This window comes from Variovorax sp. V35, from assembly GCF_041154465.1.
Taxonomy (GTDB): domain Bacteria; phylum Pseudomonadota; class Gammaproteobacteria; order Burkholderiales; family Burkholderiaceae_C; genus Variovorax; species Variovorax boronicumulans.
The window spans coordinates 2,732,645-2,756,988 of the sequence record NZ_AP028666.1 but is presented as its reverse complement, the minus strand read 5'-3'; the positions used below and the strand labels follow the sequence as shown (position 1 = coordinate 2,756,988).

The 24,344-nt window shown below is 68.3% G+C and carries 27 protein-coding genes; 14 read left to right on the top strand and 13 right to left on the bottom strand.

Annotated elements, in window-relative coordinates; all coding sequences use genetic code 11:
• Positions 1-30 precede the first annotated feature (30 nt).
• Genes phnE through phnD form a run of 3 tightly spaced genes read right to left on the bottom strand, consistent with a single transcriptional unit; the run spans position 31 to position 2,503 of the window.
• Positions 31-849, bottom strand: coding sequence for a phosphonate ABC transporter, permease protein PhnE (gene phnE / locus ACAM42_RS12765; protein ID WP_369632214.1), 819 nt, complete (start codon positions 847-849; stop codon positions 31-33).
• Positions 846-1,703, bottom strand: coding sequence for a phosphonate ABC transporter ATP-binding protein (phnC, locus tag ACAM42_RS12760; RefSeq protein ID WP_139705637.1), 858 nt, complete (start codon positions 1,701-1,703; stop codon positions 846-848). Before phnC ends, phnE begins: the two co-directional genes overlap by 4 nt.
• Positions 1,700-2,503, bottom strand: a complete 804-nt coding sequence (phnD, locus tag ACAM42_RS12755) for a phosphonate ABC transporter substrate-binding protein (protein WP_235926855.1) — start codon at positions 2,501-2,503, stop codon at positions 1,700-1,702. The genes phnC and phnD overlap by 4 nt, the downstream gene beginning before the upstream one ends.
• Positions 2,504-2,813: 310 nt before the next feature.
• Here phnD and ACAM42_RS12750 point away from each other — a divergent pair, with 310 nt between their 5' ends.
• Complete coding sequence (locus ACAM42_RS12750) at positions 2,814-3,698, top strand: LysR substrate-binding domain-containing protein (protein ID WP_062482221.1); 885 nt, start codon at positions 2,814-2,816, stop codon at positions 3,696-3,698.
• A gap of 14 nt (positions 3,699-3,712) precedes the next feature.
• Here ACAM42_RS12750 and xerD read toward each other — a convergent pair whose 3' ends face one another.
• Positions 3,713-4,627: a site-specific tyrosine recombinase XerD gene (xerD, locus tag ACAM42_RS12745; RefSeq protein ID WP_369632213.1), complete on the bottom strand. Its 915-nt coding sequence runs from the start codon at positions 4,625-4,627 to the stop codon at positions 3,713-3,715.
• A gap of 67 nt (positions 4,628-4,694) precedes the next feature.
• Positions 4,695-5,669: a tripartite tricarboxylate transporter substrate binding protein BugE gene (locus ACAM42_RS12740; RefSeq protein WP_099796264.1), complete on the bottom strand. Its 975-nt coding sequence runs from the start codon at positions 5,667-5,669 to the stop codon at positions 4,695-4,697.
• Between the two features lie 116 nt (positions 5,670-5,785).
• On the opposite strand from ACAM42_RS12740, the gene ACAM42_RS12735 reads away from it, so the two are divergent.
• Positions 5,786-6,703, top strand: a complete 918-nt coding sequence (locus tag ACAM42_RS12735) for an AEC family transporter (protein WP_369632212.1) — start codon at positions 5,786-5,788, stop codon at positions 6,701-6,703.
• Between the two features lie 661 nt (positions 6,704-7,364).
• On the opposite strand, the gene ACAM42_RS12730 is transcribed toward ACAM42_RS12735, so the two are convergent.
• A complete protein-coding gene (locus ACAM42_RS12730) occupies positions 7,365-8,114 on the bottom strand; it encodes a sulfite exporter TauE/SafE family protein (protein ID WP_369632211.1) in 750 nt (249 codons plus the stop codon).
• A gap of 50 nt (positions 8,115-8,164) precedes the next feature.
• The gene (locus tag ACAM42_RS12725) at positions 8,165-9,415 is read right to left on the bottom strand and encodes an MFS transporter (RefSeq protein WP_159277520.1); all 1,251 of its coding nucleotides are present in this window, start codon (positions 9,413-9,415) and stop codon (positions 8,165-8,167) included.
• 89 nt (positions 9,416-9,504) lie between these two features.
• Here ACAM42_RS12725 and ACAM42_RS12720 point away from each other — a divergent pair, with 89 nt between their 5' ends.
• The 7 genes from ACAM42_RS12720 (at position 9,505) to ACAM42_RS12690 (ending at position 16,059) form a co-directional block, all read left to right on the top strand.
• Positions 9,505-10,398 carry a helix-turn-helix domain-containing protein gene (locus tag ACAM42_RS12720; RefSeq protein ID WP_235926665.1) on the top strand — a complete coding sequence of 298 codons (894 nt, stop codon included), beginning with the start codon at positions 9,505-9,507 and terminating at the stop codon, positions 10,396-10,398.
• A 65-nt stretch (positions 10,399-10,463) separates the two neighbouring features.
• Positions 10,464-11,150, top strand: coding sequence for a phosphatase PAP2 family protein (locus ACAM42_RS12715; RefSeq protein WP_095950754.1), 687 nt, complete (start codon positions 10,464-10,466; stop codon positions 11,148-11,150).
• 165 nt (positions 11,151-11,315) lie between these two features.
• Positions 11,316-11,558, top strand: coding sequence for an acyl carrier protein (locus ACAM42_RS12710; protein ID WP_062472943.1), 243 nt, complete (start codon positions 11,316-11,318; stop codon positions 11,556-11,558).
• Positions 11,555-12,772, top strand: coding sequence for a beta-ketoacyl synthase (locus ACAM42_RS12705; RefSeq protein WP_369632210.1), 1,218 nt, complete (start codon positions 11,555-11,557; stop codon positions 12,770-12,772). The genes ACAM42_RS12710 and ACAM42_RS12705 overlap by 4 nt, the downstream gene beginning before the upstream one ends.
• 122 nt (positions 12,773-12,894) lie before the next feature.
• Positions 12,895-13,353, top strand: coding sequence for a DUF2501 domain-containing protein (locus ACAM42_RS12700; protein ID WP_369632209.1), 459 nt, complete (start codon positions 12,895-12,897; stop codon positions 13,351-13,353).
• Positions 13,354-13,412: 59 nt separating this feature from the next.
• Entirely contained in the window at positions 13,413-15,143 is a 1,731-nt protein-coding gene (locus tag ACAM42_RS12695; RefSeq protein WP_369632208.1) for a SulP family inorganic anion transporter, read from the top strand.
• 31 nt (positions 15,144-15,174) lie between these two features.
• Positions 15,175-16,059: a LysR substrate-binding domain-containing protein gene (locus ACAM42_RS12690; RefSeq protein ID WP_369632207.1), complete on the top strand. Its 885-nt coding sequence runs from the start codon at positions 15,175-15,177 to the stop codon at positions 16,057-16,059.
• 10 nt (positions 16,060-16,069) lie between these two features.
• On the opposite strand, the gene ACAM42_RS12685 is transcribed toward ACAM42_RS12690, so the two are convergent.
• A complete protein-coding gene (locus tag ACAM42_RS12685) occupies positions 16,070-16,483 on the bottom strand; it encodes a GFA family protein (protein WP_062472948.1) in 414 nt (137 codons plus the stop codon).
• Positions 16,484-16,617: 134 nt separating this feature from the next.
• Here ACAM42_RS12685 and ACAM42_RS12680 point away from each other — a divergent pair, with 134 nt between their 5' ends.
• The gene (locus ACAM42_RS12680) at positions 16,618-17,124 is read left to right on the top strand and encodes an N-acetyltransferase family protein (protein WP_369632206.1); all 507 of its coding nucleotides are present in this window, start codon (positions 16,618-16,620) and stop codon (positions 17,122-17,124) included.
• On the opposite strand, the gene ACAM42_RS12675 is transcribed toward ACAM42_RS12680, so the two are convergent.
• Positions 17,108-17,686: a DUF3299 domain-containing protein gene (locus tag ACAM42_RS12675; protein WP_369632205.1), complete on the bottom strand. Its 579-nt coding sequence runs from the start codon at positions 17,684-17,686 to the stop codon at positions 17,108-17,110. The genes ACAM42_RS12680 and ACAM42_RS12675 overlap by 17 nt on opposite strands.
• A 122-nt stretch (positions 17,687-17,808) precedes the next feature.
• Between ACAM42_RS12675 and ACAM42_RS12670 the strand changes: the two genes are divergently transcribed.
• Positions 17,809-18,336: a hypothetical protein gene (locus tag ACAM42_RS12670; RefSeq protein WP_369632204.1), complete on the top strand. Its 528-nt coding sequence runs from the start codon at positions 17,809-17,811 to the stop codon at positions 18,334-18,336.
• Here the strand turns inward: ACAM42_RS12670 and arfB are convergent.
• Genes arfB through ACAM42_RS12650 form a run of 4 tightly spaced genes read right to left on the bottom strand, consistent with a single transcriptional unit; the run spans position 18,305 to position 21,407 of the window.
• Entirely contained in the window at positions 18,305-18,712 is a 408-nt protein-coding gene (gene arfB / locus ACAM42_RS12665) for an alternative ribosome rescue aminoacyl-tRNA hydrolase ArfB (protein ID WP_095744721.1), read from the bottom strand. The genes ACAM42_RS12670 and arfB overlap by 32 nt on opposite strands.
• A gap of 16 nt (positions 18,713-18,728) precedes the next feature.
• Positions 18,729-19,913, bottom strand: coding sequence for an acetyl-CoA C-acyltransferase family protein (locus ACAM42_RS12660; RefSeq protein ID WP_369632203.1), 1,185 nt, complete (start codon positions 19,911-19,913; stop codon positions 18,729-18,731).
• Between the two features lie 43 nt (positions 19,914-19,956).
• Positions 19,957-20,754, bottom strand: coding sequence for an enoyl-CoA hydratase/isomerase family protein (locus tag ACAM42_RS12655; RefSeq protein ID WP_369632202.1), 798 nt, complete (start codon positions 20,752-20,754; stop codon positions 19,957-19,959).
• Positions 20,751-21,407 (bottom strand): TetR/AcrR family transcriptional regulator, encoded by a 657-nt coding sequence (locus tag ACAM42_RS12650; RefSeq protein WP_369632201.1) that lies wholly within the window; start codon positions 21,405-21,407, stop codon positions 20,751-20,753. Before ACAM42_RS12650 ends, ACAM42_RS12655 begins: the two co-directional genes overlap by 4 nt.
• A 168-nt stretch (positions 21,408-21,575) precedes the next feature.
• Between ACAM42_RS12650 and ACAM42_RS12645 the strand changes: the two genes are divergently transcribed.
• From ACAM42_RS12645 to ACAM42_RS12635, 3 genes are read left to right on the top strand one after another with little or no spacing between them, the layout of a single operon-like run.
• Positions 21,576-22,415, top strand: coding sequence for an ABC transporter ATP-binding protein (locus ACAM42_RS12645; protein ID WP_369632200.1), 840 nt, complete (start codon positions 21,576-21,578; stop codon positions 22,413-22,415).
• Complete coding sequence (locus ACAM42_RS12640; protein ID WP_062472963.1) at positions 22,415-23,293, top strand: branched-chain amino acid ABC transporter permease; 879 nt, start codon at positions 22,415-22,417, stop codon at positions 23,291-23,293. Before ACAM42_RS12645 ends, ACAM42_RS12640 begins: the two co-directional genes overlap by 1 nt.
• Positions 23,294-23,295: 2 nt before the next feature.
• On the top strand, positions 23,296-24,333 hold the full coding sequence (locus tag ACAM42_RS12635) for a branched-chain amino acid ABC transporter permease (protein ID WP_369632199.1): 1,038 nt from the start codon (positions 23,296-23,298) through the stop codon (positions 24,331-24,333).
• The last annotated feature ends 11 nt before the right edge of the window (positions 24,334-24,344 follow it).

Below are 24,344 nucleotides of genomic sequence, written 5' to 3'. Positions count from 1 at the left end.
CGGGGAGAGACGCTGGGAGGGAGCGGGCCATCAGCGCGCGCCCTGCTGGATCCAGCCGCGCAGCCGGGTCGAGAGGTAGTCGGCCGTCATGACCATCACGACGATCACCAGGATGCAGGTCGCCGTGTCCTGGTACTGGAACAGCTTCATGCTGCCCACGAGCTCGAAGCCGATGCCGCCCGCGCCCACCATGCCCAGCACGGTGGCCTGGCGCAGGTTGGTCTCGAAGCGGTAGACGATCACGCCGATCCACGCGGTGACCACCTGCGGAATCACGCCGAAGATGATGGTCTGGATCGGCCCCGCGCCGGTGGCGCGCAGTGCTTCGATCGGGCCCTGGTCGATCTCCTCGATCGACTCGGCGAAAAACTTGCCGAGCATGCCCGCGCCATGCAATGCCAGCGCCAGCACGCCGGGGAACGGACCGAGGCCCACGGCCGCCACGAAGATCAGCGCCAGGATGATCTCGTTGATGCCGCGCGTGATGTTCAGCACCTGCCGCATCGCGTGGAACACGGCGACGTTCGGCGAGATGTTGCGCGCCGCGAAGAAGCACAGCGGCACCGCAAGAATCACCGCCAGCAGCGTGCCCCACAGCGCGATCTGCACGGTCTCGATGGCCGGCTTCACGAGCTTGCCCATGAACTCCCAGTTGGGCGGCAGCATGCGCCCGAGGAAGTCGGCGATCCAGGGCATGCCCTTGCCGAGTTCGCTGAAGCTCACCTGGCTGCCGATGGCCGCCCACCAGAGCACGCCGATGCCGGCGAGCACGGCCACGGCGTACTTCCACCAGCCGGGGTTGCCGGAGCTTCGGGCGATCAGCAGGTTGTAGCGTCCGAGGGCGATCATGATTGCTCCATGGCGAGTTGCGGGGCGGTGCGCACCGGCGCCGCATGAAGGGCCGCAGCGGGCACGCTCGGCGTTGCGGTGTCGGGCTCTGCGCCCGCAACGGCGGCCTCGGTGCCCTCTTCCACACCGCCCGGATAGATGAGGTGCAGCACCTCGTCGGTCAGTTCGTCGGGCCGGCCTTCGAACACGATGCGTCCGGCCGCCACGCCGATCACGCGCTGCGCGAACTCGCGGGCGTAGTCGACCTGGTGCAGGTTGCAGATCACCGTGATGCCGTCCTGCCGGCTGGCCTGCTTCAGGTAGTTGAGCACCTTGCGCGAGGTCTTCGGGTCGAGGCTGGCCACGGGCTCGTCGGCCAGGATCACCTTGGGCTTTTGTGCCAGCGCGCGCGCAATGCCCACGCGCTGCTTCTGTCCGCCCGAGAGCGTGTCGGTGCGCAGGTCGGCCTTGGGGTCGAGCTCGACGCGGCGCAGGCATTCGCGGGCGATGGCGATGTCCTTCGCGGGGAACACCTGGAACCACGACAGGAGCGCGGGCATCGAACCCAGCCGCCCCGTCAGCACGTTCTTGAGCACCGACAGGCGCGGCACCACGTTGTAGTGCTGGAAGATCATCGCCACGTCGCGGCGCACCTTGCGCAGGCCGGCGCGGTCGCCGCGCGAGCGCTCGCCGTCCACGTGGATCTCGCCTTCGCTCGGCTCGGCCAGGTGGTTGATGCAACGCAGCAGCGTCGACTTGCCCGCACCCGACGCACCGAGGATGACGACGAACTCACCCTTGGCCACCGTGAGGTCCACACGATGGAGTGCGGTGAAGTCGCCGTAGCGCTTGCACAGCCCGCGGATCTCGATCATTTCATCTTCCTCAGGTCGAGGTTCAGCACCTTGGCCGTGTCGCGGATGATGTTGTAGGCCGCGTCGTTGGTCGGGTGGAAACCGTTGAGCAGGCCCTGGTCGGACCAGGGGATGTCCTTCACCTGCAGGAAGGCGGCCTGCACGCGCGTCTTCAGGTCGGCGGGCAGGTCCTTGCGCCACACGGTGGGCGACTCGGGGATCGGGTCCGACTTCCAGACCTCGACCAGGTCTTCGCGCTTGACCAGGCCCTTGGACACGGCAGCGTCGAGGATGCGGTCGGCGATGGCCGCGGCATCGACCTTCTTGTTCTGCACCGCGATCGCGCTCGAGTCGTGCGAGCCAGAGAAGATCACGCGGCCGAAATCCTTGTCGGGGTTGAAGCCCGCCTTCAGCAGGCCGGCCTTGGGAAACAGATGGCCCGAGGTGGAGCTCGGATCGACGAAGGCGAAGGTCTTGCCCTTGAGGTCGGCCACCGTCTTGATGCCGGTGTCCTTGTGGGTCACGATCTGGCTGTGGTACGAGGTGCGCCCGGCCTTCTTGGTCTCGGCCACCGCGAAGGCCTCGATGTCGGCCACCGTGGTGCCCAGCACATACGAGAAGGGGCCGAGGTAGGCCACGTCGAGCCGCTTGGAACGCAGCGCTTCGATCACGCCGTTGTAGTCGGCCGCCACGAAGGGCTTGACCGCGAAACCGAGGGCCTTGGACAGCATGTCCATCATGGCCTGGCTGTTGGCAATCATGGCGCGCGAGTCCTCGGAAGGAATCAGCCCGACAGTGAGAACCTGCTGTGCCCGTGCCATCGGCACGAAGGCGGACGCTGTCACGGCGGCAGTGCCGAGCAGCAGCTTTCTACGCTTCATCATGGTTGTCTCCAGTGGTCTGCGTTGCATGGAATCCTCAGGTCGTTTCGAAGGGCAAAAGTACCCGTCTCGAGTCTTCCAGTCGTGCGTGTCATGGTCATGACAACGTGAGGATTCGGGACGTCCGGCGTGTTTCTGTCGAGGCCTGGTCCGTCTTGAGCGCGAGTACATCACTGGTACTCATATCGATCAAATTCAAATTTTTTCGATGATCTATATACTGAACCTATAGATCAGAAAGGCTCCCGCGATGCGCCTCACCCAGCTGCGTTCCTTCTATGCCGTGGCCCGCGAAGGCAGCTTCACGCGGGCCGCCGAGCACCTGCATGTGAGCCAGCCCACCATCACCACGCAGGTTCGCTTTCTCGAAGAGGCCTACCAGGTCGAGCTCTTTCACCGGCGCGGCCGGCGCGTGCAGCTCACCGAGATCGGCGAGCAGCTCATGCAGCTGGCGCAGCAGATCTTCAGCCTCGAAGGCGATGCGGTGGCGCTGCTCGGCGACGCCGGCAAGCTGCGCACCGGCCACCTGCGTGTGGCGGCCGTGGGCCCGTACCACGTGACCAAGATGCTGGTCGACTTCAGCCTGCGCTACCCCGACGTGAAGGTCACGGTGAGCACCGGCAATTCACAGGACGTCCTCGACCGCCTGCTCGACTACAGCGCCGACGTCGGCGTGCTCGCGCAGCTGGTGCGCGACGACCGCTTTCTGTCGGTGCCCTTCAGCCAGCACCCGGTCGTGATGTTCGTGCCCTCCACGCACCGCTTCGCGAAGCGGCGCAACATCCGCCTCGCGGAGTTGCAGGGCGAACGGCTCATCCTGCGCGAACAAGGATCGACCACGCGCAAGGCGCTCGAACTGGCGCTCGCGAAGGCCAAGGTCGAGGTCGACGTGGTGATGGAGATCAGCAGCCGCGAAGTGATCCGCGAAGCCGTGGCGCAAGGCCTGGGCATCGCGGCCGTGTCGGGCGTGGAGTTCGTGCCGGGGCCGAACCTGCACATGGTCGGCTTCAGCGACACCGAAATTTTTACCTACGCCCACGTGCTGTGCCTGGCCGAGCGACGCGAGATGCGCATGGTCAGCGCCTTCTACGACACGCTGGTGCCCGCCATCGAAGCGCGCAAGCGCAAGAGCTGAGAACGAAGGCTGGGTCAGCCGCGCGGATGGTGTGCCGCGTGCAGCTGCTTCAGGCGCTCGCGTGCCACGTGCGTGTAGATGGTGGTGGTCGAAATGTCGGCATGGCCCAGCAGCAGCTGCACCGCACGCAGGTCGACGCCGTGGTTCAGCAGGTGCGTGGCAAAGGCGTGGCGCAGCGTATGCGGCGACAGCGGCACGTGGATGCCGGCAGCCGCAGCCTGCTTCTTCACGATGACCCAGAACATCACGCGCGTCATGCCCGCGCCGCGCGCGGTCACGAACAGGTCGGGCGTCTGCTGGCCGTCGAGGATCACGGGGCGCGCTTCGTCGAGGTAGCGCTCGATCCAGCGCCGCGCCTCGCCGCCGAAGGGCACAAGGCGTTCCTTGTTGCCCTTGCCGAGCACGCGCAGCACGCCGTCGTTGAGGCTCATGTCGATCGCCTTCAGCGCCACCAGCTCGCTCACGCGCAGGCCGCTCGCGTACATCAGCTCCAGCATGGCGCGGTCGCGCAGGCCGAGCGGGCTCTCGACATCGGGCGCGGCCAGCAGGTCGTCGACCTGCTTCTCGGACAGCGTCTTGATGGCGCGCGGCATCTGGCGCGCGGGCATGAGGCGGATGCTCGGGTCGGCCGTGATGCGGCGCTCGCGCAGCGCCCAGCGGTAGTAGCGCTTGAACACCGTGAGCCGACGGTTCGCAGAAGTCGCCTTGCCCTTGGTGGACAGGCGCACGCCCATGTAGGCCTGCAGGTCGGTCTCGCGCGCGGCGTCCAGCCCCATGCCGTCACGCTGCTCGCGCAGCCACTGCGCGAACAGCGCGAGGTCGCGGCGGTAGGCGGCCAGCGTGTTCTTCGACAGCCCATCCTCGAGCCAGAGGGCGTCGATGAAGGTGTCGATGTCGGCGTTGGGGGGAGCGGCGGCGGCCTCGGTCATGCGGTGCAAGATAACAAAAGAAAAAGCCGCCCGGAACGCGGGCGGCTTTTATTGGGAGCGAAGCCGCTCAGTCGAGCTTGAGGTTCTGCTTCTTCACGACCTGCTTGTACACGTCGAACTCGGCCTTGATCTGCGCGGCGAACTGGTCGGGCGAGTTGGCCACGATCAGCGAACCCGTGTCTTCGATGCGCTTCTTCACGGCCGGATCTTCCACCGCCTTCTTCACGCCGGCGTTGATCTTGTCGACCACTTCCTTCGGCAGGCCCTTGGGGCCGAGGATGCCGTAGTAGGCCATGCGGTTGACCGGCTCCAGGCCGACTTCCTTGAAGGTCGGCACATTCGGCAGGCCGGCCACGCGCGTCGGCGCCGACACCACGATCGGCACCAGGCGGCCGCTCTGGATGAAGGGCATCGCCGAGGGCAGGTTGTCGAAGATGATCGGCACCTGGCCGGCCACCACGTCGTTCAGCGCCGGGCCTGCGCCGCGGTACGGGATGTGCGTGACGAAGGTGGTGGTCAGGCTCTTGTACAGCTCCATCAGCAGGTGGCCGATGCCGCCCGTGCCCGACGAGGCGTACGAATACTTGCCCGGGTTCTTCTTCAGCTCGGCCACGAACTCGGCGTAGTTCTTGGCCGGGAAGCTCGGGTTCACCGCGATCACGTTCGGCGTGGCCGCGATGTTGATGATCGGCGTGAAGTCGGTGATCGGGTCGTACGGCGTCTTCGGGTTGATGGCCGGATTGGCGGCGGTGCTCGACACCGTGGCCACGCCCAGCTTGTAGCCGTCGGCCGGTGCGCGCGCCGTTTCGGCCGCGCCCACGATGCCGCCGCCACCGGCGCGGTTGATCACCACCACGGGCTGGCCCAGCACCTTGCCCAGCGGGTCGGCGATCACGCGCGCCACGATGTCCGTCGTGCCGCCGGGTGCGAACGGCACGCTCAGTTCGACCGGCTTGGTGGGATAGCCCTGCGCGAAACTCTGACCTGCCACTGCGACCAGCGCGGCGGCGCCCGCAAGCGCGCTCCATTGACGACGTTGCATCGATAACTCCTTGACTAGACGGGACCGGCCGGGGCGGCCGGAAAAAAGCGAAGCCCGGATGCTAGCGGGTCGGGGCTTTCCGTCATGCTGTGGAATACCCACGGTTGTGCCGGTTTATGCTCGAAGCGGTGAACTACGCGCAGCTGCTCTTCCCCGATTTCTCCCTCATCGCCATCGGCTGGCTCCTGTGCCGCTACACCGCGCTCGACCGCCGCGTGTGGGACCAGGTCGAGAGCCTGGTGTATTACTTTCTATTTCCCGTCCTGCTGTTCCATTCGATCGTGCGCAGCCCGCTCGACTTCGGTGCGACCTCGAGCCTGCTGACCGCGGGTGTGGGCGTCGGGCTGGCCGGCATCGCGATGGCCTACGCCCTGCCCTTCGTGCCGGGCCTGCGCTCGCACATCGACCGGCACGACCACGCCGCCAGCGCGCAGATCGCGTTCCGCTTCAACTCCTTCATCTGCCTGGCGCTGGCCGAGCGGCTGGCCGGGCCCGAAGGCCTGCTGCTGATCGCGGTGCTGATCGGCGTGTGCGTGCCGATGTTCAACATCGCCGCTGTTTGGCCGATGACGCGGCATGCGCAGACCGGCTTCGTGCGGCAGCTGGTGCGCAATCCGCTGATCGTGGCGACGCTGGCGGGGCTGCTGGCCAATGTGCTGGGGCTCACGGTGCCTGGCTGGCTGACGCCGACGCTCACGCGGATCGGGGCGGCGTCGCTGGCGTTGGGGTTGCTTGCGGCGGGGGCGGGGATGCAGTTCGCGACGTTGGGGCGGGGGAAGGTGTTGGCGGTGTCGGTGCTGGCGATACGGCATTTCTTTTTGCCGCTCGTGGCTTGGGGGTTGTCGCTTGTACTGAAGCTGGACGCTACGCAGGCTTCGGTGTTGATGGCTTTTTCTGCTGTGCCTACTGCTTCCAGTGCTTATGTGCTGGCGGCGCGGATGGGATACAACGGGCCTTATGTGGCGGGGCTGGTCACGCTGTCTACGATCTTGGGGGTGGTTAGCTTGCCGTTTGCGTTGGCTCTGCCTCGGTAGTTTCAGCATCGCTGTGGGTTTGCTTCCCGGGGCCGGGTCTCGGCCCGGCGGCCGACCTACTTTTCTTTGCTTCGCCAAAGAAACGTAGGCAAAAGAAAGGCGACCCTACTGTCTGCGTCCCTCCGCTTCGCTACGGGCAACCTGCGGTGCTCACGTTTCGCGGGGTCTCGCCCAAACTCGCTTCGCTCAAACAAGGGCGAGCCCTGATCCGCGAAACGCTGCGCTCCTCGGCGCATACAGAAGGGGTTGGGATACCAACGGGCCATCGCTTCGCTCGGCCAGTGGGCCGCAGCAGGCGCTGCGCGCCTGCTGCGGCTGGGATTGGTAGTGGTGCGTGCGCAGCGCGTAGTCGCAAACGCGAGCACGCGATTCGGCCGTTGGCAACTGCCGGGCCGAGCGAAGCGACGGCCCGCGGTCCCCTCCCCTCTGGCTGCGCCGAGGAGCGCAGCGTTTCGCGGATCAGGGCTCGCAGCTGTTTGAGCGAAGCGAGTTCTGCGAGACCCCGCGAAACGCGAGCACCGCAGGTTGCCCGTAGCGAAGCGGAGGGACGCAGACAGTGGGGTCGCCTTTTCTTTGCTTACTTTCTTTTGGCGAAGCAAAAGAAAGTAAGTCGCCCGCCGGGGCGAGTCCCGGCCTCGGAAAGCAAACCCACAACAGGAATTCAACGAGCCAGCAAAGCAGGCAAAGCCGACGCCAACATAGCAACCCCAGACAACGTCAACAAGCTCAACACGATCTTGCGAAACGCCGCTTCACTGATCCCGATGTAAAGCCGCGCCCCCAGCAACACCGGCACAGCAACAGCCGCCGCGACCAACACCAGCAACGGCAAAACCGACCGCCCGATGCTCCCGCTCGCCACATGCACAGCAAATGCCACAGCCAACATCGAGAGATTGAAGTTCTGGATCACAGCACGTTGCGTGTCGCGCTGAAAGCCGCGCAGCGTGCACCACAACGTGGGCACGACACCCGAGAAGCCCCCGATGCCCGCCATCACACCGCCGATGGCACCTGCCACGCCGTCCGCTGCGCGACCGCCAAAAGTGATCTTCGGCAAGTGCTGCGACATCAGCATCGCCGGGCACCACAGCACCAACAGCGTGCCCAGGCACACCTTGAACAGCACGATGTCCAAGTGCGGCAGCAGCCAGACACCGAAGGGCACGCCGATCAGGCCGCCGAGCACGAAGGGCCAGAGGATGCGCTTGTCGAAAGACCGCCGCACCGTGAGCGCCGCAATCACCTGCCCCGTGAGGGCGCCGAACAGCGCGAGCACGGCGGCCAGTTGCGGCTCCAGCGTCCAGGCCCACACGGACATCGCGACCATGCCGAAGGCAAAGCCCGACAGGCCCTGCACGAACCCCGCCAGCACAGCGCCGACGATCACATAGACATACAAGGCTTGCATGCGGCCGATGATAGGGGCCGCATGCAGAAGCTCTCACGCCCGGAGAAGGTCTATGCCGACGCAGGCACCAGCGCCGTGCGACGCACGCGCCGCACATTGAAGGCGCTGGCGATCAGCACGCCCTGCACCAGCGCCAGCCCGACGATCACGCTCGTGTACTGGCCGTGGTCCATCAGCCGGCCGAACACCAGCGGCGCCACGGCCTGCCCGATGTCCAGGCCCGCATACACCACGCCGTAGACGCGCCCCGTCGCATTGGGCGGCGTCGACTTCTTCACCAGCAGGTCGCGCGACGGCCCGGCGATGCCCGAGACGAAACCCATCGCACCGAACAGCACCGGCACCATCACCGGCGGAAACTGTGCAAAGGCCAGCACCAGCGCCAGCGCCGCCGCCACGCCGAAGCCCGCGCCCACGATGCGCTCGCAGCGCGAGGGGTCGGAGGCCAGGAAGCCGCCCACCACCATGCCGGCCGCGCTCGCCACCATGTAGACCGTGAGGCACACCGCCACCAGCGCCACCGGCACCGCGTGCAGATGGCCCGCGGCCACGGGCGCGAAGGTCTGCACCACGCTGATCACGGCGGCGTAGAAAAAGAAGAAGCCGAAGCACATCCACACGGCCGGGATGCGCAGGAAGTCGAACTCGCCGCCCACCGGTGCGGGCTCGCCCTGCCCCGTGGCCTTGTGCACGGCCGCAGCATCGAGCGCCAGCACGCTGCGGTAGATCCACAGGATCAGCAACACCACGATCGCCACCACGCCGGCCGAGGCCAGCGCCACGCGCCACGAGAAGGCAATGGCGATCGGCACCACGAAGGCCGGCGCCAACGCCCAGCCCAGGCTGCCGGTGATGCCGTGCACGCTGTAGGCATGGCCCAGCCGCGTGGGCGCGACCTTGCGGTTGAACAGCGTGTAGTCGACCGGGTGGAACACGCCGTTGCCGATGCCGCCGACCACCGCGCACGCCAGCAGCATCCAGTAGCTCTGCGCCATGGCATAGCCGAAGGCCGCGAGCCCCAGCGCGCCCAGCCCGACGAACAGCACCGGGCGCGGGCCCAGCTTGTCGACGATGAAGCCCGAAGCCGCCTGCACGATGCACGAGACCACGAAGAACACGGTGAGCACCGCCCCGAGCTCGACATAGCTCACCTGGAACGCGTCCTTCAGCCACGGGAACAGCGGCGCCAGGATCAGCTGGCTGAAATGGCTCACCGCATGCGCCAGGCCGACCAGCCCGATCAGTTGGGCGTCGGTGCGCAAAGTGGTGGCGGGAACGGCTGTCGAGGAAGTGGATGACATGGATTGCTACAAAAAACCGGTGCGGGCACCGATGCTATGCGGCACCGACGCGGCAGAATGGCGATACAGCGACAACATTTGTCGAAACCATGCCAAGCGCCGTCCCCCCCCACGCTCCGCCCGCTCCCGAGCCAGCCACTCCCGCCAAGGCGCGCGGCACGCCCACCGCGCCGACCAACAGCGTGGGCCCGCTCACGCCGCACCTGTACGCCCCCGACGCGGTGCGACCGCTGCGCGCCAAGGAACACTTCCTGAGCGCCGACACGCTGGTCGAACTGCACGAGCACCCGTGGCCGCAGCTCACGTTCTCGACGCGCGGCGTGATCCGCCTGAGCACACAGGACGGCAGCTACATCGTGCCGCCCTCGCGCGCGCTGTGGGTGCCGGCCAACATGCCGCACAGCATCACGCTGATCGAAGACGCCGAGCTGCGCACCGTCTACCTGCACGCCTGGATCGCGCCCACCTGGGAGAAGTGTGAGGTGCTCGAGATCAGCCCGCTGCTGCGCGCCCTCATGCTCGCGCTCGACACCACGCCCGACGGCCTGCCCCCGGCCGACCCGCATGCGCCGCAGCGCGAACGCATGATCGCGCCGCTGCTGGTCGACGAGGTCGAGCGCGCCACGCAGATCCGCATCGACGTGCCGCTGCCCTCCGACAAGCGCCTGCGCCAGCTGTGCGAGACGCTGCTGCGCAACCCGGCCGACCGCGCCACGCTGGCCGAGCGCGCCGCCGCCATCGGCGCCAGCGAGCGCACGGTGGCGCGGCTGTTCCGCGACCAGCTCGGCATGAGCTGGCAGCAATGGCGCCAGCAGGCCGTGATGGCGCACGCGCTGCCGCTGCTGGCGCGCGGCATGGCCGTGAGCCAGGTGGCATCGGCCAGCGGCTACGCCACCGACAGCGCCTTCTGCGCCATGTTCAAGGCGGCCACCGGGCGCTCGCCCACCTCGTTCCAGCACCGCAAGCGACCGGCCACCCTTTGATGCCGCAGGGCATGGACCGGGCACGCCATGGTGCTCTGGCAAGATCGGCGACCGACACCGACACCATGCACTCACCGATCCCCCTGCACATCGCGGCCGAGGCCAGGCCTGCAACGTGGACCGCCGACATCTGGCTGCGCATCCGCCGCCATTTCCTGCTGAAGGCGGTCGGCACCACGGCCTTCACCTGGCTGTTCTTCATCGGCTACTTCCACCTGCTGCGCAACCCGGCCTTTCCGGTCACGGTGATGCCGCTGACGCCGCTGGACCACCTGATTCCGTTCCAGCCCTACACGCTCGGTGCCTACCTGTCGCTGTGGGTGTACGTGGGCTTTGCGCCGGGGCTGCAGCTCACGTTTCGCGAGCTGGTGGTCTACGGGCTGTGGATCGGCGCGCTGTGCCTGAGCGGCCTGGGCCTTTTCTACTTCTGGCCGACGCAGATCCCGCCGCTGGACATCGACGTCTCGGGCTACCCCGGCTTCGCGATGCTGCAGGGCGTGGACGCGGCGGGCAACGCCTGCCCCTCGATGCACGTGGCGGTGGCCATCTTCACCGCCGTGCGCCTGGCCGACGTGCTGCGCGCGGCGCGCACGCCGTGGCTGCTGCAGGCGATCAACTGGGCCTGGTTTGCCGCCATTGCCTATTCCACGCTGGCGGTCAAGCAGCATGTGGTGCTGGACGCGGTGGCCGGCGCGCTGCTCGGGCTGGCCTTTGCGCTGCCCTCGTTGCGCTGGCGCCCCGGCCCCCGTTGATCCGGGGCCGCCCCGAGGATTTCCCTAAGGTCGAAGCGGATATCATCAATCACCATTGATCATCAACACAGGCCGAACGAGGAAGGGATCGACCCCGTGGCCCGCCACCCGCAAGGGACAGGCAGCCCATCGATCAACGGCGGCACAAGACGACAGGCATCGCAGATGAGTTCGCTGAAGGAATTGCAGGACCTGATCCACGAGAAGTACGGCATCGAACCGTCCAAGCTCGACCCCCACGCCTCGATGCGTGAAACCGGCGGACTCGATTCGCTGGCCCTGGCCGAATTCCTGTTCGCCATCGAAGACCATTTCGGCATCACCATGCCCGACGACGACGCGAGCATCGACACCCTGGCCGAGCTCGCGCAGCTGGTCGACAAGGTCCGGGCCGCCAAGACAGCGTGAGCACGCACGAAGTCGCCGTCACCGGGCTGGGCGTCATGGCGCCGCATGGCGACGCGCCCGACGCGCTGTTCGACGCGCTGTTGCAGGGCCGCTCGGCCATCGCCCCGGTCTTTCCTGAACTCCCCAAACCCGCCGCCGCCGCCACGGTCGCCTTCGACGAGACGCGCTGGTTCACCAAGCTGCAGCTCGCCGGCGTCGACCGCGTGAGCCAGCTGGCCGTGGCCGCCGCCGACCTCGCCCTGCGCGATGCCGGCCTGGCCTTGGGCAACACCGGCATCGATGCCGAGCGCGTCGGGGTCTACGCCGGCTGCGGCATGGGCGGCGCCGCCGCGCTCGAAGCCGCCTACCGCGGCAACGGACGGGTCTCGCCGCTCACCATTCCCGCCTTCATGCCCAACGCGCCGGCCGCCCATGTGGCGATGCGCAACGGCGTGCTGGGCCCGGTGCTCACGTACTCGGTCGCCTGCGCCTCGTCGTCGGTGGCCATCGCCGAGGCCGCCAAGGCGGTGCAGCGCGGCGAGGTCGACATCGCCATCGCGGGCGGCAGCGAAGCGCTGATCGTCCCGGGCGTGGTGCTCGCCTGGCAGGCCATGCAGACGCTGGCCGGCTTCCAGCCCGGCGAAGCGGCCGGCGCGGTGCGCCCCTTTGCCACCGACCGCAGCGGCTTCGCACTGGGCGAAGGCTCGGCCTTCCTCATCCTCGAATCGGCCGAACGCGCCCGCGCGCGCGGCGCCCGCCGCTACGCCACGCTGGCCGGCTGGGGCCTGAGCAGCGACGCCACCCACCTCACCAAGCCCGACGCACCGGGCCAGGCCCGCGCCCTGCGCGCCGCGCTGCGCCAGGCCGGCCTGCAGCCACGCGACGTGGGCTACTGCAATGCCCACGGCACGGCCACGCGCATCGGCGACGTGGTCGAGCGCAACGCGCTGGCCGAGGTCTGGGGCGCCGATTTCGATGCCCTGCGCGTCAGCTCGACCAAGGCGCTGCACGGCCACATGCTGGGCGCGGCCGGGGCCATCGAGGCGCTCATCACGGTGCTGGCGCTGTACCGGCGCGAGCTGCCGCCCAACGCGAACTGCCGCGAGGTCGACCCCGACTGCCGGATGAACCTCGTCGCCCCCGGCGACAGCGCCGCACCCGCGCTCGAGGCCGCCATCAGCAACTCCTTCGCCTTCGGCGGCACGAACTCCGTGCTGCTGTTCCGCCGGGGCTGAACCGCGCGCACTTGTGGGCCATGCGCACCCCGTGGCGCTGTGCCCCGCGCGATAGAGACATTCCGGGCTCTCCGGTATGCTGGTGGGCGCTTCTCCCCCCATGTCCGTCCAAGGAGGCCACCATGCACGTTCGCTCCACATTCGTCGCCCTTGCCCTGCTCGCCGCAGGTGCCTCGGTGCAGGCCAACAACCTGCTCGACCAGCTGAAAGAACAGGCCGGCGCGGCGGTCAACTCGCAAGGCAGCAGCAGCAGCGGTGGCGGTGGCGGCTCGGCGCTCAGCAACCTCAGCCTCGGCGGCTTCAAGATGCCCGCCATCGGCTCCAGCACCATCGGCAGCGCGGCCGGCGTGCTCGAGTACTGCGTCAAGAACAACTACCTCGGCGGCGATGCCGCCTCCGTCAAGGACAAGCTGCTCGCCAAGATCACCGGCCAGAAGAAACAGGAAAACGACTTCGCGAGCGGCGCCAAGGGCCTGCTCAAGGGCGGCGACGGCAAGTCGCTCAACCTCAAGGGGCTGTCGTCGAAGGTCAAGGAAAAGGCCTGCGACTACGTCCTGAAGAACGCGACCTCACTGATCTAGGCTCTTTCTCTCTCCCGCTCTCCGCGCGCGGCGTGCCCGCCGTGCGCGCTCCCCGCTTCATGAATCCGGCTTCTCCCTCCTCTTCCCCCGCACCGTCTCTTCGCCAGCGCCTCGCACGCTGGGTTCCCTGTCTTGGCTGGCCCCGCCCATCCGCCGCACTGCTGCGCAACGAGGCCATGGCCGGCATCACCGTCGCGCTGATGGTGCTGCCGCAGGGCGTGGCCTATGCGGCGCTGGCCGGCATGCCGCTGGTCACGGGCGTGTACGCGGCGCTGTTCCCGGCGCTCATCGCCGTGATGTTCAGCTCGTCGCAGCGGCTGTCGGTAGGGCCGACCGCGCTCACCAGCCTGCTGGTGGGAGCGTCGCTCGCGCCGCTGGCGGTGGCGGGCAGCGACGAGTGGGTGTCGATGGCGGTGTGGCTCACGCTGATGTCGGGCGCGATCCAGATCGTGCTCGGCGCGGGGCGCTTCGGCTGGCTGCTGCGGCTGGTCAATTCGCCGGTGCTGATCGGCTTCACGCAGGGCGCGGCGGTGCTGATCGCGATCTCGCAGCTGCCCGCGCTGCTGGGCTTCACGGGCCGCACCATTCCGCAAGTGCTGCAGGGCGGACCGCTGCCCGACCTCACGGCCATCGCCTTCGGCCTGGGCAGCATCGCCGTGCTGTGGCTGGGCAAGCGCTGGGTGCCGCGCTTCCCGACCACGATGGCGCTGGTGGCCGGTGCGGCCGCCATCAGCTGGAGCATCAACTACGCGCTGCGCGGCGGCGCCGTGGTGGGCGCCCTGCCCTCGGGCCTACCCTCGTTCTACTGGCCCGGCCTGCTGCCGGCGCACACCTTCAGCGCGCTGGTGCTGCCCGCGCTGATGATCACGCTGGTGAGCTTTCTCGAAACCGCGTCGAGCGCCAAGGTCGACAACGGCCGCGCCGGCACGCTGTGGAACGAAAACCAGGACCTGATCGGCCAGGGCCTGGCCAAGCTGGCCTCGGGCTTCACGGGGTCGTTCCCCACCAGCTCGTCATTCTCGCGCTCGGCCATCACGCTCTACGCGGGCGCACAGACCGGCTGGGCGACGCTGTTCAGCGTGGCCGTGGTGGCCGGCGCGCTGCTGTGGCTCATGCCGCTGCTATACCACGTGCCCCAGGCCGTGCTGGCGGCGGTGGTGGTCACGGCCATCCTCGGGCTGGTGAAGCCGTCGAGCTTCACGGCGCTGTGGCGCATCTCGAAGCTGGAGGCCGGCATCGCCTTCGGCACCTTCGTGCTCACCATCGCCACCGCGCCGAGCATCTACTGGGGCGTGCTGGGCGGCCTGCTCGCCAGCCTGGCGCACTACATGTACCGCCACCTGCACCCACGCATCATCGAAGTGGGCCTGCACCCCGACGGCAGCCTGCGCGACCGCCACCTCTGGAAGCTGCCGCCACTCGCGCCGCAGCTGTATGCGGTGCGCATGGACGCCGAACTCGACTTCGCCTCCGCCTCCACGCTGGAGCGCGCGCTCACGGTCGCGCTGGCCGAGCGCCCCGACCTGACCGACGTGTGCCTGTTCGCACAGCCGATCAACCGCATCGACATCACCGGTGCCGAGGTGTTCGGCTCGATCCGCCGGATGATGGAATCCAAGGGCGTGCGCCTGCACCTGAGCGGTATGAAGCTGCCCGCGATGCAGGTGCTGGAACGCGCCGGCCTGCTCGCACCGGGGCCGATGCTCTTCAGCTACCGCACCGACGCCGAGGCGCTGGCCGCGCTGATGCCGCGCATCGACATGCCCGAAGAGGCCGAAGCCGCGGCCTGACCGCGCCCCTCTCTTCGCAGACGCGGGCGCCATGAAAACCACCATCGAAGAACTGGTCGCCTTCCGCGCCGTGGTGGACACCGGCTCGATCACCGCCGCGGCCGAGCAGCTGGACCAGACCGTGTCGGGCATCAGCCGCGCGCTGAGCCGGCTCGAACAGAAGCTCGGCACCACGCTGATGCGCCGCACCACGCGGCGGCTCGAACTCACCGAGGAAGGCGCCGCCTTTTTGCAGCGCACGCGCGCCATCCTCGACGCGATCGACGACGCCGAGGAACACATGGCCGCGCGCCGCCAGCAGCCGGCCGGCCGGCTGCGCGTGAACGCGGCCTCGCCCTTCATGCTGCACGCCATCGTGCCGCTGGTGCCGGAGTTCCGCCGGCTCTACCCGCAGATCAGCCTCGAACTCGACACCGACGACCTGCCCATCGACCTGCTGGAGCGGCGCACCGACGTGGCGATCCGCATCGGCCCGCTGCGCGACTCCACGCTGCATGCGCGCCCGCTCGGCACGCACCGGCTGCGCGTGCTCGCGAGCCCCGCCTACCTCGAGGCCCACGGCAAGCCGCGCAAGGTCGACGAGCTGGCCGGCCACGCGCTGCTGGGCTTCACCCAACCCGAGTCGCTCAACCGCTGGCCGCTGCGCGGCGTGCACGGCGACGAATGGACCATCGCGCCCACCGTGGTCGCGTCCAGCGGCGAGACGCTGCGCCAGCTCGCGCTGGCCGGCGTGGGCATCGTCTGCCTGTCGGACTTCATGACCGCCACCGACCGCGCCAGCGGCGCGCTGGTGCAGGTGCTGCCCAAGGACACGGTCGACGTGCGCCAGCCCGTCAACGCCGTGTACTACCGCAACACGCAGCTGTCGGCGCGCATCACCTCGTTCCTCGATTTCCTGTCGCAGCGGATGGGCTGACCGGCTGAGTTCAGCCCGGCGGCATCCGCTCGAACTTCGGCAGCGCCGGGTCGAGGAAGTCCCAGGCGTGCCCGCGCACCGCGTACGTGACCGCCTGCGGCCGGTAGCGCCCCGGGTCGTCCAGGCTGGCGGCATGCACGGTGAAGACGCCGGGCATCGCCGCGAAGGTCATGTACACGGGCGAGCCGCAGGTCGGGCAGAACGCGCGCGTCTTCATGTTGCCGCTGTCGCCCTTGAGGCTCCACAGCGTGGCCGCGCCGGTCTGCTTCACCTCGGCGCCCGCGAAGCTGAGGTACGAGCCGTGGCCCGTGCCGCTCTTGTGCTGGCAGTCCAGGCACTGGCAGTCGTTCTGGAACACGGGTTCCCCTGAAATCTCGTAGCGGATGGCGCCGCATGCGCAACCGCCGGTGTAGGCCGGGTTCATGGTTCTTGTCCTTTTCGAAGTGGTGAAGGGCAATCTAGTCGCGCGAAGGCTGGAGCGGGGAGTAACAAGATCGTCGTGAATCCGGGGCGGGCCAGAATCCGGCAGTCACGAAGACACATCCCCAAGGAAATGCCATGCACGTCGACCTGATGTCCGAAGCCCAACACGATTCGCTCATCGAGCTGCTGACCGAGCTGCACGCCTTCTACAACGAAGGCGCGCGCGTGCCGCGCGAGCTGGTGCGCGAACACCTGCTGGGCAATCTCCTGGCGCCCGGCTCGCCGCACCAGCTCGTGGTGGCATCGACAGACGCGCGCACCGTGGTCGGGCTGGCCGCGATCACCTGGGTCTTTTCGCTGGTCGACTTCGCACCGGAGCAACGCAGGCACTGCCAGCTCAAGGAGCTCTACGTGAAGTCGGGCCACCGCAGCGCCGGGGCGGGCCGCGCCCTCATGGCCTGGGTGGCGGCGCGCGCCGTCGCCCAAGGGTGCCACCGCATCGACTGGCCCGTGAAGGCGACGAATGCGCGGGGCATCGCGTTCTATGAAGGGCTCGGCGCGTTCCAGGTGACCGAGCGGCTGAGCTACCGGCTGCTGCAGCCGGCGCTGGGCGAACTGGCGGCCTTCACGGCCCCTGCGTGACCGCCACCCGCTCCACCGCCGCCGACGCGATCTCGTAGCCGCTCACGCCCATGTCGGCCGATGCGTAGCGCGCCGCCTTCAGCGTGCCGCTCACGCGCACCGTGTCCATGGCGTGCAGCCCCTTGACGGGCGCGGGCGCGATCACGTGCACGATCTGGTTGGCGGGCGGCGGCGGGGTGTGGATGCAGGCGCCGAAGTACGGCACCAGCAAAAATTCGCGGATGCCGTCTTGCGTGGCATCGAGCGGCACGACGAAGCCCGAGAGCGTGGCGGGCTTGCCGTCGAGCGCGACGTTGACCGGCGCGTTGTCCCAGACGGCGCGCATCTCGTCGAGCATCTGGATCGCGCGCGGGTCGTTGTCGCGCAGCGCCTCGAGGCTGATGTTGCGGTAGCGCTGGGTGGGGTCCCATTCCTTGGGGATCAGCGCGTCCCACGGCAACTCCTTTGCGGTCGGCGCGACCGCGGCCTGCCCGCCCGCCCCCTCCTGGCCACAGCCGGCCAGTCCGATGCACGCGAAGGTCACAAGCAACGCCGACACGACGCGCGAAACGAAAGCACTCATGCCTCCATTGTGCTTGCGGCATGTTTCAGGCGTGCAAAGCAGGACTTGCGGTTTTTTTGAAACAGATGACACAAGTTACAGGCAGCGCCAGAATCCCGCACCACGACCACGAGGAGATTCGCATGGCACCCACAGGATGGCTTGGATTGACGTCACTCGGCACGGTTCACACGGCGATCAGCCTGATCGCCGTGTTCACAGGCATCTGGGCCCTGCTGCGCTACAAGGAAATCACCCTGCGCACTGGCCTGGGCCAGGTCTTCGTCTGGGCCACGGTGCTGACCTGCCTCACGGGCTTCGGCATCTTCCAGCACGGCGGCTTCGGCAAGCCGCATGCGCTGGGCATCATCACTTTGGTGGCGCTGGCCGTCGGGGCGCTGGCGGGATACGGACGGCTCGGGGCCAAGTCGCGCTACATCGAGGCCGTCGCCTATTCGGCGAGCTTTCTCTTCCACTGGATTCCGGCCTTCACCGAAACGCTGACGCGCCTGCCGCTGGGCGCGCCGCTGCTGCCGAACGCCGAGGCGCCCGAACTGAAGGCGATCACCGCGGTGCTCGGCGCGCTGTACGTGGTCGGCGTGACGCTGCAGATCAAGCGGCTGCGCGGCGACAAGCCCGTCAGTCCTGCACCCGCCCGCGCAGGCTTTTGATTTGCGAGCGCTGGCTCTTGCCTTCGAGCCGGCGCTGCTTCGAACCGTAGGTGGGCTTGGTGGCGCGCCGCACGCGCGGCGGCGTGGCCACGCTGTCGATCACCGCCTGCAGCCGCGCGAGCGCGTCGGCGCGGTTCATCTCCTGCGTGCGGTGCTGCTGCGCCTTGAGCACGAACACGCCTTCCTGCGTGATGCGGCTGTCGCGCAGGGCGAGCAGCCGCTCCTTCACATCGGCGGGCAGCGAGCTGGCATGGATGTCGTAGCGCAGGTGCACCGCGCTCGACACCTTGTTGACGTTCTGCCCGCCCGCCCCCTGCGCGCGGATGGCGCTGAAGTCGACCTCGTCGGGATCGATCAGGAGTGGGGGGCGGAGCATGCCCGCGAGTGTGCCCTCAAACGCGTTCGAAGACAGCGGCGATGCCTTGGCCGCCGCCGATGCACATCGTGACCAGCGCATAGCGGCCGCCCGTGCGGTGCAGCTCGGCGATCGCCTTCGTCGTGATGATCGCGCCGGTCGCACCCACTGGGTGGCCCAGCGAGATGCCCGAGCCGTTGGGGTTCACCTTGGCGGGGTCGAAGCCCAGTTCCTTGATGACGGCGCAAGCCTGCGCGGCAAAGGCTTCGTTCGACTCGATCACGTCGAAGTCGCCGACCTTCAGGCCCGTGCGCTCCAGCACCTTGCGCGTGGCCGGCACCGGGCCGATGCCCATGTACGCCGGCTCGACGCCTGCGTGCGCGTAGCCCACGAGGCGCGCCAGCGGCTTCAGGCCCAGCGCCTTCACGCGCCCGCCCTCGGCCAGCACCACGGCGGCGGCGCCGTCGTTGATGCCCGAGGCGTTGCCGGCGGTCACGAGGCCGTCCTTCTTGAACGCGGGCTTCATCTTCGACAGCGTGTCGACGGTGGTGTCGGCGCGCACGTGCTCGTCGGTGTCGAACAGCACGACGCCCTTGCGCGTCTTCACCTCGACCGGAACGATCTGCTCCTTGAAGCGGCCCGCGGCAATGGCGGCGGCGGCGCGCTGCTGACTGGTCACGGCCAGTTCGTCCATCTGCTCGCGCGTGATGCCGTAGCGCGCGGCCACGTTCTCGGCCGTGATGCCCATGTGGATCTTCTCCCACGGGTCGTGCAGGATGCCCAGCATGTAGTCGACCAGCACCGCGTCGCCCATGCGCGCGCCGTAGCGGGCCGAGGTGTCGAAGTACGGGCCGCGGCTCATCGATTCGGAGCCGCCGCCGATGGCGATGTCGCAGTCGCCCAGCGCAATGGCCTGCGCCGCCGACACGATGGCCTGCAGGCCCGAGCCGCACAGGCGGTTCACGTTGAAGGCCGGCGTCTCGATCGGGCAGCCCGCGTCGATGGCGGCCACGCGGCTCAGGTACGCGTCCTTCACGTCGGTGGGGATCACGTTGCCCATGACCACATGGCCGATGGCGTCGGCGGCCACGCCGCTGCGCTCGATGGCGGCCTTGACGGCGGTGGTGGCCAGTTGCGTGTTGGGCACGTCCTTGAGCGCACCGCCGAAGGTGCCGATGGCGGTGCGGGCGGTGCCGACCACGAAGATGTCGCGTTGGGTCATGGGATGGGTCTCCTGGATTGAAAAAACGAAAACAAGGAATTCTTCAGCGGCCCGTGAAGGCCGCGGGCTTCTTGCCGAAAAAGGCATCGAGGCCGATGCGGAAATCGGCGGTGGCGGCGCACGACTGGAACGCGGCCGACTCGGCGTCGAGCTGGCTCGCGAGGTCGCGGTCGAGCGAGCCGCGCATCAGCCGGCGCAGGTGGCCCAGCGCCACGGTCGGGCCCTTGGCCAGCCGCTGCGCGAGGGCCATGGCCTCGGCTTCGAGCTCGGCCGCGGGCACCACGCGGTTGATGAGGCCCAGGCGTTCGGCGGCGGCGGTGTCGTAGGTGTCGCCGAGCATCGCGATCTCCAGCGCGCGGCGCATGCCGACCAGGCGCGGCAGCGCCCACGAGGCGCCGACGTCGCAGCTGGTGCCGACGTTCACGTAGGCCAGGTTGAATCGCGTGCCCTCGGCCGCGAGCACGAAGTCGGCCTGCAGCATCAGGCTCAGGCCCGCGCCGGCCGCCACGCCGTGCACCTGCGCGACCAGCGGCGCGTCCATGGCGTCGAGCACGGTCAACGCCTCGTGCAGCGGGCCGATGAGGTCGGCCGCGCCCTGCTTCGGGTCGGCGCTCAGCACGCCGAGGTCGCCGCCGGCCATGAAACCCTTGCCCGCGCCGCTCAGCAGCACGGCGCGCACGCTCTTGTCGGCAGCCAGGGTGCGCGCGGCGGCGAGGAAGGCGGTGGCCATCGGCACGTCGATGGCATTGAGCGCGGCCGGCCGGTTGAAGCGCAGCGTGGCCACCGCGCCTTCGCGGCCCACCAGCAGGGGGGCGGAAGAAGAAGTCTCTTGGGTCGTCATGGGTTCACTTGAATAGGGGCGCGCTGCAGCACGCCGTTGAGCAGCAGCTCGATGCCCTGGTCGGCGATCTGGTCGGGCGTGAGGTCGCCGTCGGGGCGGTACCAGCGGCCGATCCAGCTCAGGGCGCCGGCCAGCATGAAGGCCGCCATCTTCGGGTCGCAGGGCGCGAGCGCGCCTTCGGCCACGCCCTCTTCGATGAGGCGGCGGAAATGCCCGTCGATGCCGGCCTTGAGGCGGCGCAGCTCCTTCTTGAGCGGGTCGGGCAGCGGGTCTTCGCCGATGCGGATCACGCACATGCCGAAGTCCTGCGTGACCACGCCCGAGTAGATGCGCATGCAGGCCTTGAGCTGGTCGATGGCGCTGCCGCCCGCGGCGCGCACCTCGCCGATGCCAGACTGCATGAGGTCCAGTGCCATCTTCACGCACTCGAGCAGGATCTGGTCCTTGTTCTCGATGTAGTAGTACAGCGTGGGCTTGCTCACGTTGAGCCGCTCGGCAATGTCGTCGAGCGAGGTCGCGTGGAAGCCGCGCTCGTTGAAGAGCTGGGCGGCCGTGCGCAACACGGCCATGCGCTTGACCTCGCGCTGCTGCGCACGGCGGTCGGCGGGCGCCCACGGGGAGGCTGAAGCAGGAACGGCGGTGGAACGGGGCATGGGGTTTGTGCGGGCGGGGAAAGTCCCGATGCCGCGAACTGCGGCGAACACGGACATTACCGGCCAGTAGGAATTTTACGGGCCAGTAGCATTTCGCTGCTGGACACAAACCCTGACCTTGCGGCGCGCCCCTTAGCCATGCCTGACGAGACTCGACGGGATACCTCCATGTCCGCACCTTCCGCCACGGCCCCGGTGCTGCAGGCCGAGGCGTTGACGCTGGCATTCGGCGGCGTGAAGGCGCTCACCAACGTCGGCTTCAGCGTCGCGCCCGGCTCCATCACCGCGGTGATCGGGCCCAACGGCGCGGGCAAGACCTCGCTGTTCAACACCATCTCGGGCTTCTACAAGCCCTCGCAGGGCCGCGTGCTGTTCGAGGGCGCCGACATCACCCGCCTGCCCGCCCCGAAGCGCGCGGCGCTCGGCCTGGCGCGCAGCTTCCAGAACATCGCGCTGTTCCGCGGCATGACCGTGCTCGACAACATCAAGCTCGGCCGCCACGCCCACCTGAAGACCAACGTGTTCGACGCCCTCTTCTACCTGGGCCGCGCGCGCCGCGAAGAGGCCGAGCTGCGCCGCGACGTGGAAGAACGCATCATCGATTTCCTCGAGATCGACCACATCCGCCACGCCTCCGTCGCCGCCCTGCCCTACGGCCTGCAGAAGCGCGTGGAAATGGCGCGCGCACTGGCCATGCAGCCCAAGGTGCTGATGCTCGACGAACCCGTGGCCGGCATGAACCGCGAGGAGACCGAAGACATGGCGCGCTTCATCCTCGACGTGCGGCGCGAATGGGGCGTCACGGTGCTGATGGTGGAGCACGACATGGGCATGGTGATGGACCTGTCGGACCACGTGGTGGTGCTCAACTTCGGCCAGGTCATCGCGCAAGGCACGCCGGCGCAGGTGCAGGCCGACCCGGAAGTGATCCGCGCCTACCTCGGCGCAGGCGACGTGGGCGAGCTGCGCCGCCGGCTGCGCGGCGAAGCTGCCGTGGGAGCCGTCTGATGGATTGGGCCTACCTCTTCGAGATCGCACTCACCGGCATCGCCGGCGGCGGCCTGTATGCGCTGGCGGCGCTGGCCTTCGTGCTGGTCTACAAGGCCACGCGCGTGGTCAACATCGCCATCGGCGAGATGCTGATGGTCGGCGCCTACCTGTTCTTCACCTTCGCCGCGAGCTTCTCGCTGCCGATCTGGATGGCGGTGCTGGGCTCGGTGATCGGCACCGGCCTGCTGGGCGCGGTGATCGAGCGCACCATGATCCGCCCGCTGCTGGGCGAGCCGCCGATCTCGGTGTTCATGGTGACGGTGGGGCTGGCGTCGATCCTCGTCGGGCTGGTCGAGATCATCTGGACCGCCGACCAGCGCCGCCTGCCCGAGTTCCTGCCCAACACGCCCGTGATGATCGGCGAGGCCTTCCTGGCGCCCAAGATCGCCTACGGCGCATTGATCGCGGTGGTGCTGATCGGGCTGGTGCTGCTGCTGTTCCGCTTCTGGCGCGGCGGCGTGGCGTTGCGGGCCACGGCCTCGGACCAGGCCGCCGCTTACTCGATGGGCATCCACGTGCCGCGCGTGTTCTCGCTGGCCTGGGTGGCCTCGGCCATGATCGCGGCGGTGGCCGGCATCATCGTGGGCGCCATCGGCGGCATCTCGTCGTCGATGGGCGTGTTCGGGCTGTCGGTGCTGGTGGTGGTGATCGTCGGCGGGCTCGACAGCGTGCTCGGCGCGCTGGTCGGCGGCGTGCTCATCGGACTCATCGAAGCGCTGGCCGGCTCTTACCTGGGCGGCGAATACAAGCTGCTCGCCACCTTCATCGTGCTGGTGTTCGTGCTGATGGTGCGGCCCTACGGCCTCTTCGGCACGCACGAGATCGAGAGACTCTAGCCATGCGCATCGGCACCCTCAAGCAAAGCTACATCGCCGACGCGGCGCTGTTCGATTCGCGCACGCAGAAGGCGTGGCTCGCGATCGGCGCGGCGCTGCTCGTGCTGTTCCCCTTCATGGCCAGCGACTACTGGCTGTACCTCGCGTGCCTCGTCGCCATCAACGTCGCCAGCGCCACGGGGCTGAACATCCTCACGGGCTACACGGGCCTCGTGAGCCTCGGGCAGGCCGCGTTCATGGGGCTGGGCGCCTACACCGTCGCGATCATGCAGACGCGGCTGGGCACGCCCTTCCTGCTGAACATCCTCGCGGGCGGCGTGGTCGCGATGCTCGGCGGGCTGGTCGTCGGCATTCCATCGCTGCGCGTGAAGGGCCTGTACCTGGCCATCGCGACCATCGCCGCGTCGTTCATCACGCACTTCCTGTTCGCCAACCTCAAGCTCACGGGCGGCACCACGGGCATCTCGCTGCCGCCCGCGCAGCTCTTCGGCCTGCCGCTGGACACCTCGTTTCGCCTGTACTGGGTGATCGTGCCGGTGATGGTGCTCATGGTGCTCGGCGCGGCCAACCTGTTTCGCACGCGCGTGGGGCGCGCCTTCATCGCCATCCGCGACCGCGACATCTCGGCCGAGGTGCTGGGCATTCCGCTCTTGCGCTACAAGCTGCTGTCGTTCGGGCTGTCGTCGTTCTACGCGGGCGTGGCGGGTGGCCTGTGGGCCTACTTCTTCCGCGTCGTCACGCCCGAGAGCTTTCCGCTCCTGATGTCGATCTTCTTCCTGGCGGCCATCATCGTCGGCGGCATGGGCACCATCCTGGGCGGCATCTTCGGCGCCGTGTTCATGACCATGGTGCCCGAGCTGCTCAAGCTGGTGGTCGACCTGCTGCCGGGCGGCGTCGAGATGACCGTGTTCCTCTCGCCGGTGCGCACCGTCGTCTTCGGCCTGCTCATCGTCGGATTTCTGGTGTTCGAGCCGCACGGGCTCGCAGAAGTGTGGCGGCGCATACGCCGCTTCTTTCACCTATGGCCGTTCCGTAACTAGAACCAGGAGAC

Coding starts and splice junctions, on each gene's coding strand:
- phnE (WP_369632214.1), bottom strand. CDS start 849: ATGATCGCCCTCGGACGCTACAACCTGCTGATCGCCCGAAGCTCCGGC.
- phnC (WP_139705637.1), bottom strand. CDS start 1,703: ATGATCGAGATCCGCGGGCTGTGCAAGCGCTACGGCGACTTCACCGCA.
- phnD (WP_235926855.1), bottom strand. CDS start 2,503: ATGGCACGGGCACAGCAGGTTCTCACTGTCGGGCTGATTCCTTCCGAG.
- ACAM42_RS12750 (WP_062482221.1), top strand. CDS start 2,814: ATGCGCCTCACCCAGCTGCGTTCCTTCTATGCCGTGGCCCGCGAAGGC.
- xerD (WP_369632213.1), bottom strand. CDS start 4,627: ATGACCGAGGCCGCCGCCGCTCCCCCCAACGCCGACATCGACACCTTC.
- ACAM42_RS12740 (WP_099796264.1), bottom strand. CDS start 5,669: ATGCAACGTCGTCAATGGAGCGCGCTTGCGGGCGCCGCCGCGCTGGTC.
- ACAM42_RS12735 (WP_369632212.1), top strand. CDS start 5,786: ATGCTCGAAGCGGTGAACTACGCGCAGCTGCTCTTCCCCGATTTCTCC.
- ACAM42_RS12730 (WP_369632211.1), bottom strand. CDS start 8,114: ATGCAAGCCTTGTATGTCTATGTGATCGTCGGCGCTGTGCTGGCGGGG.
- ACAM42_RS12725 (WP_159277520.1), bottom strand. CDS start 9,415: ATGTCATCCACTTCCTCGACAGCCGTTCCCGCCACCACTTTGCGCACC.
- ACAM42_RS12720 (WP_235926665.1), top strand. CDS start 9,505: ATGCCAAGCGCCGTCCCCCCCCACGCTCCGCCCGCTCCCGAGCCAGCC.
- ACAM42_RS12715 (WP_095950754.1), top strand. CDS start 10,464: ATGCACTCACCGATCCCCCTGCACATCGCGGCCGAGGCCAGGCCTGCA.
- ACAM42_RS12710 (WP_062472943.1), top strand. CDS start 11,316: ATGAGTTCGCTGAAGGAATTGCAGGACCTGATCCACGAGAAGTACGGC.
- ACAM42_RS12700 (WP_369632209.1), top strand. CDS start 12,895: ATGCACGTTCGCTCCACATTCGTCGCCCTTGCCCTGCTCGCCGCAGGT.
- ACAM42_RS12695 (WP_369632208.1), top strand. CDS start 13,413: ATGAATCCGGCTTCTCCCTCCTCTTCCCCCGCACCGTCTCTTCGCCAG.
- ACAM42_RS12690 (WP_369632207.1), top strand. CDS start 15,175: ATGAAAACCACCATCGAAGAACTGGTCGCCTTCCGCGCCGTGGTGGAC.
- ACAM42_RS12685 (WP_062472948.1), bottom strand. CDS start 16,483: ATGAACCCGGCCTACACCGGCGGTTGCGCATGCGGCGCCATCCGCTAC.
- ACAM42_RS12680 (WP_369632206.1), top strand. CDS start 16,618: ATGCACGTCGACCTGATGTCCGAAGCCCAACACGATTCGCTCATCGAG.
- ACAM42_RS12675 (WP_369632205.1), bottom strand. CDS start 17,686: ATGAGTGCTTTCGTTTCGCGCGTCGTGTCGGCGTTGCTTGTGACCTTC.
- ACAM42_RS12670 (WP_369632204.1), top strand. CDS start 17,809: ATGGCACCCACAGGATGGCTTGGATTGACGTCACTCGGCACGGTTCAC.
- arfB (WP_095744721.1), bottom strand. CDS start 18,712: ATGCTCCGCCCCCCACTCCTGATCGATCCCGACGAGGTCGACTTCAGC.
- ACAM42_RS12660 (WP_369632203.1), bottom strand. CDS start 19,913: ATGACCCAACGCGACATCTTCGTGGTCGGCACCGCCCGCACCGCCATC.
- ACAM42_RS12655 (WP_369632202.1), bottom strand. CDS start 20,754: ATGACGACCCAAGAGACTTCTTCTTCCGCCCCCCTGCTGGTGGGCCGC.
- ACAM42_RS12650 (WP_369632201.1), bottom strand. CDS start 21,407: ATGCCCCGTTCCACCGCCGTTCCTGCTTCAGCCTCCCCGTGGGCGCCC.
- ACAM42_RS12645 (WP_369632200.1), top strand. CDS start 21,576: ATGTCCGCACCTTCCGCCACGGCCCCGGTGCTGCAGGCCGAGGCGTTG.
- ACAM42_RS12640 (WP_062472963.1), top strand. CDS start 22,415: ATGGATTGGGCCTACCTCTTCGAGATCGCACTCACCGGCATCGCCGGC.
- ACAM42_RS12635 (WP_369632199.1), top strand. CDS start 23,296: ATGCGCATCGGCACCCTCAAGCAAAGCTACATCGCCGACGCGGCGCTG.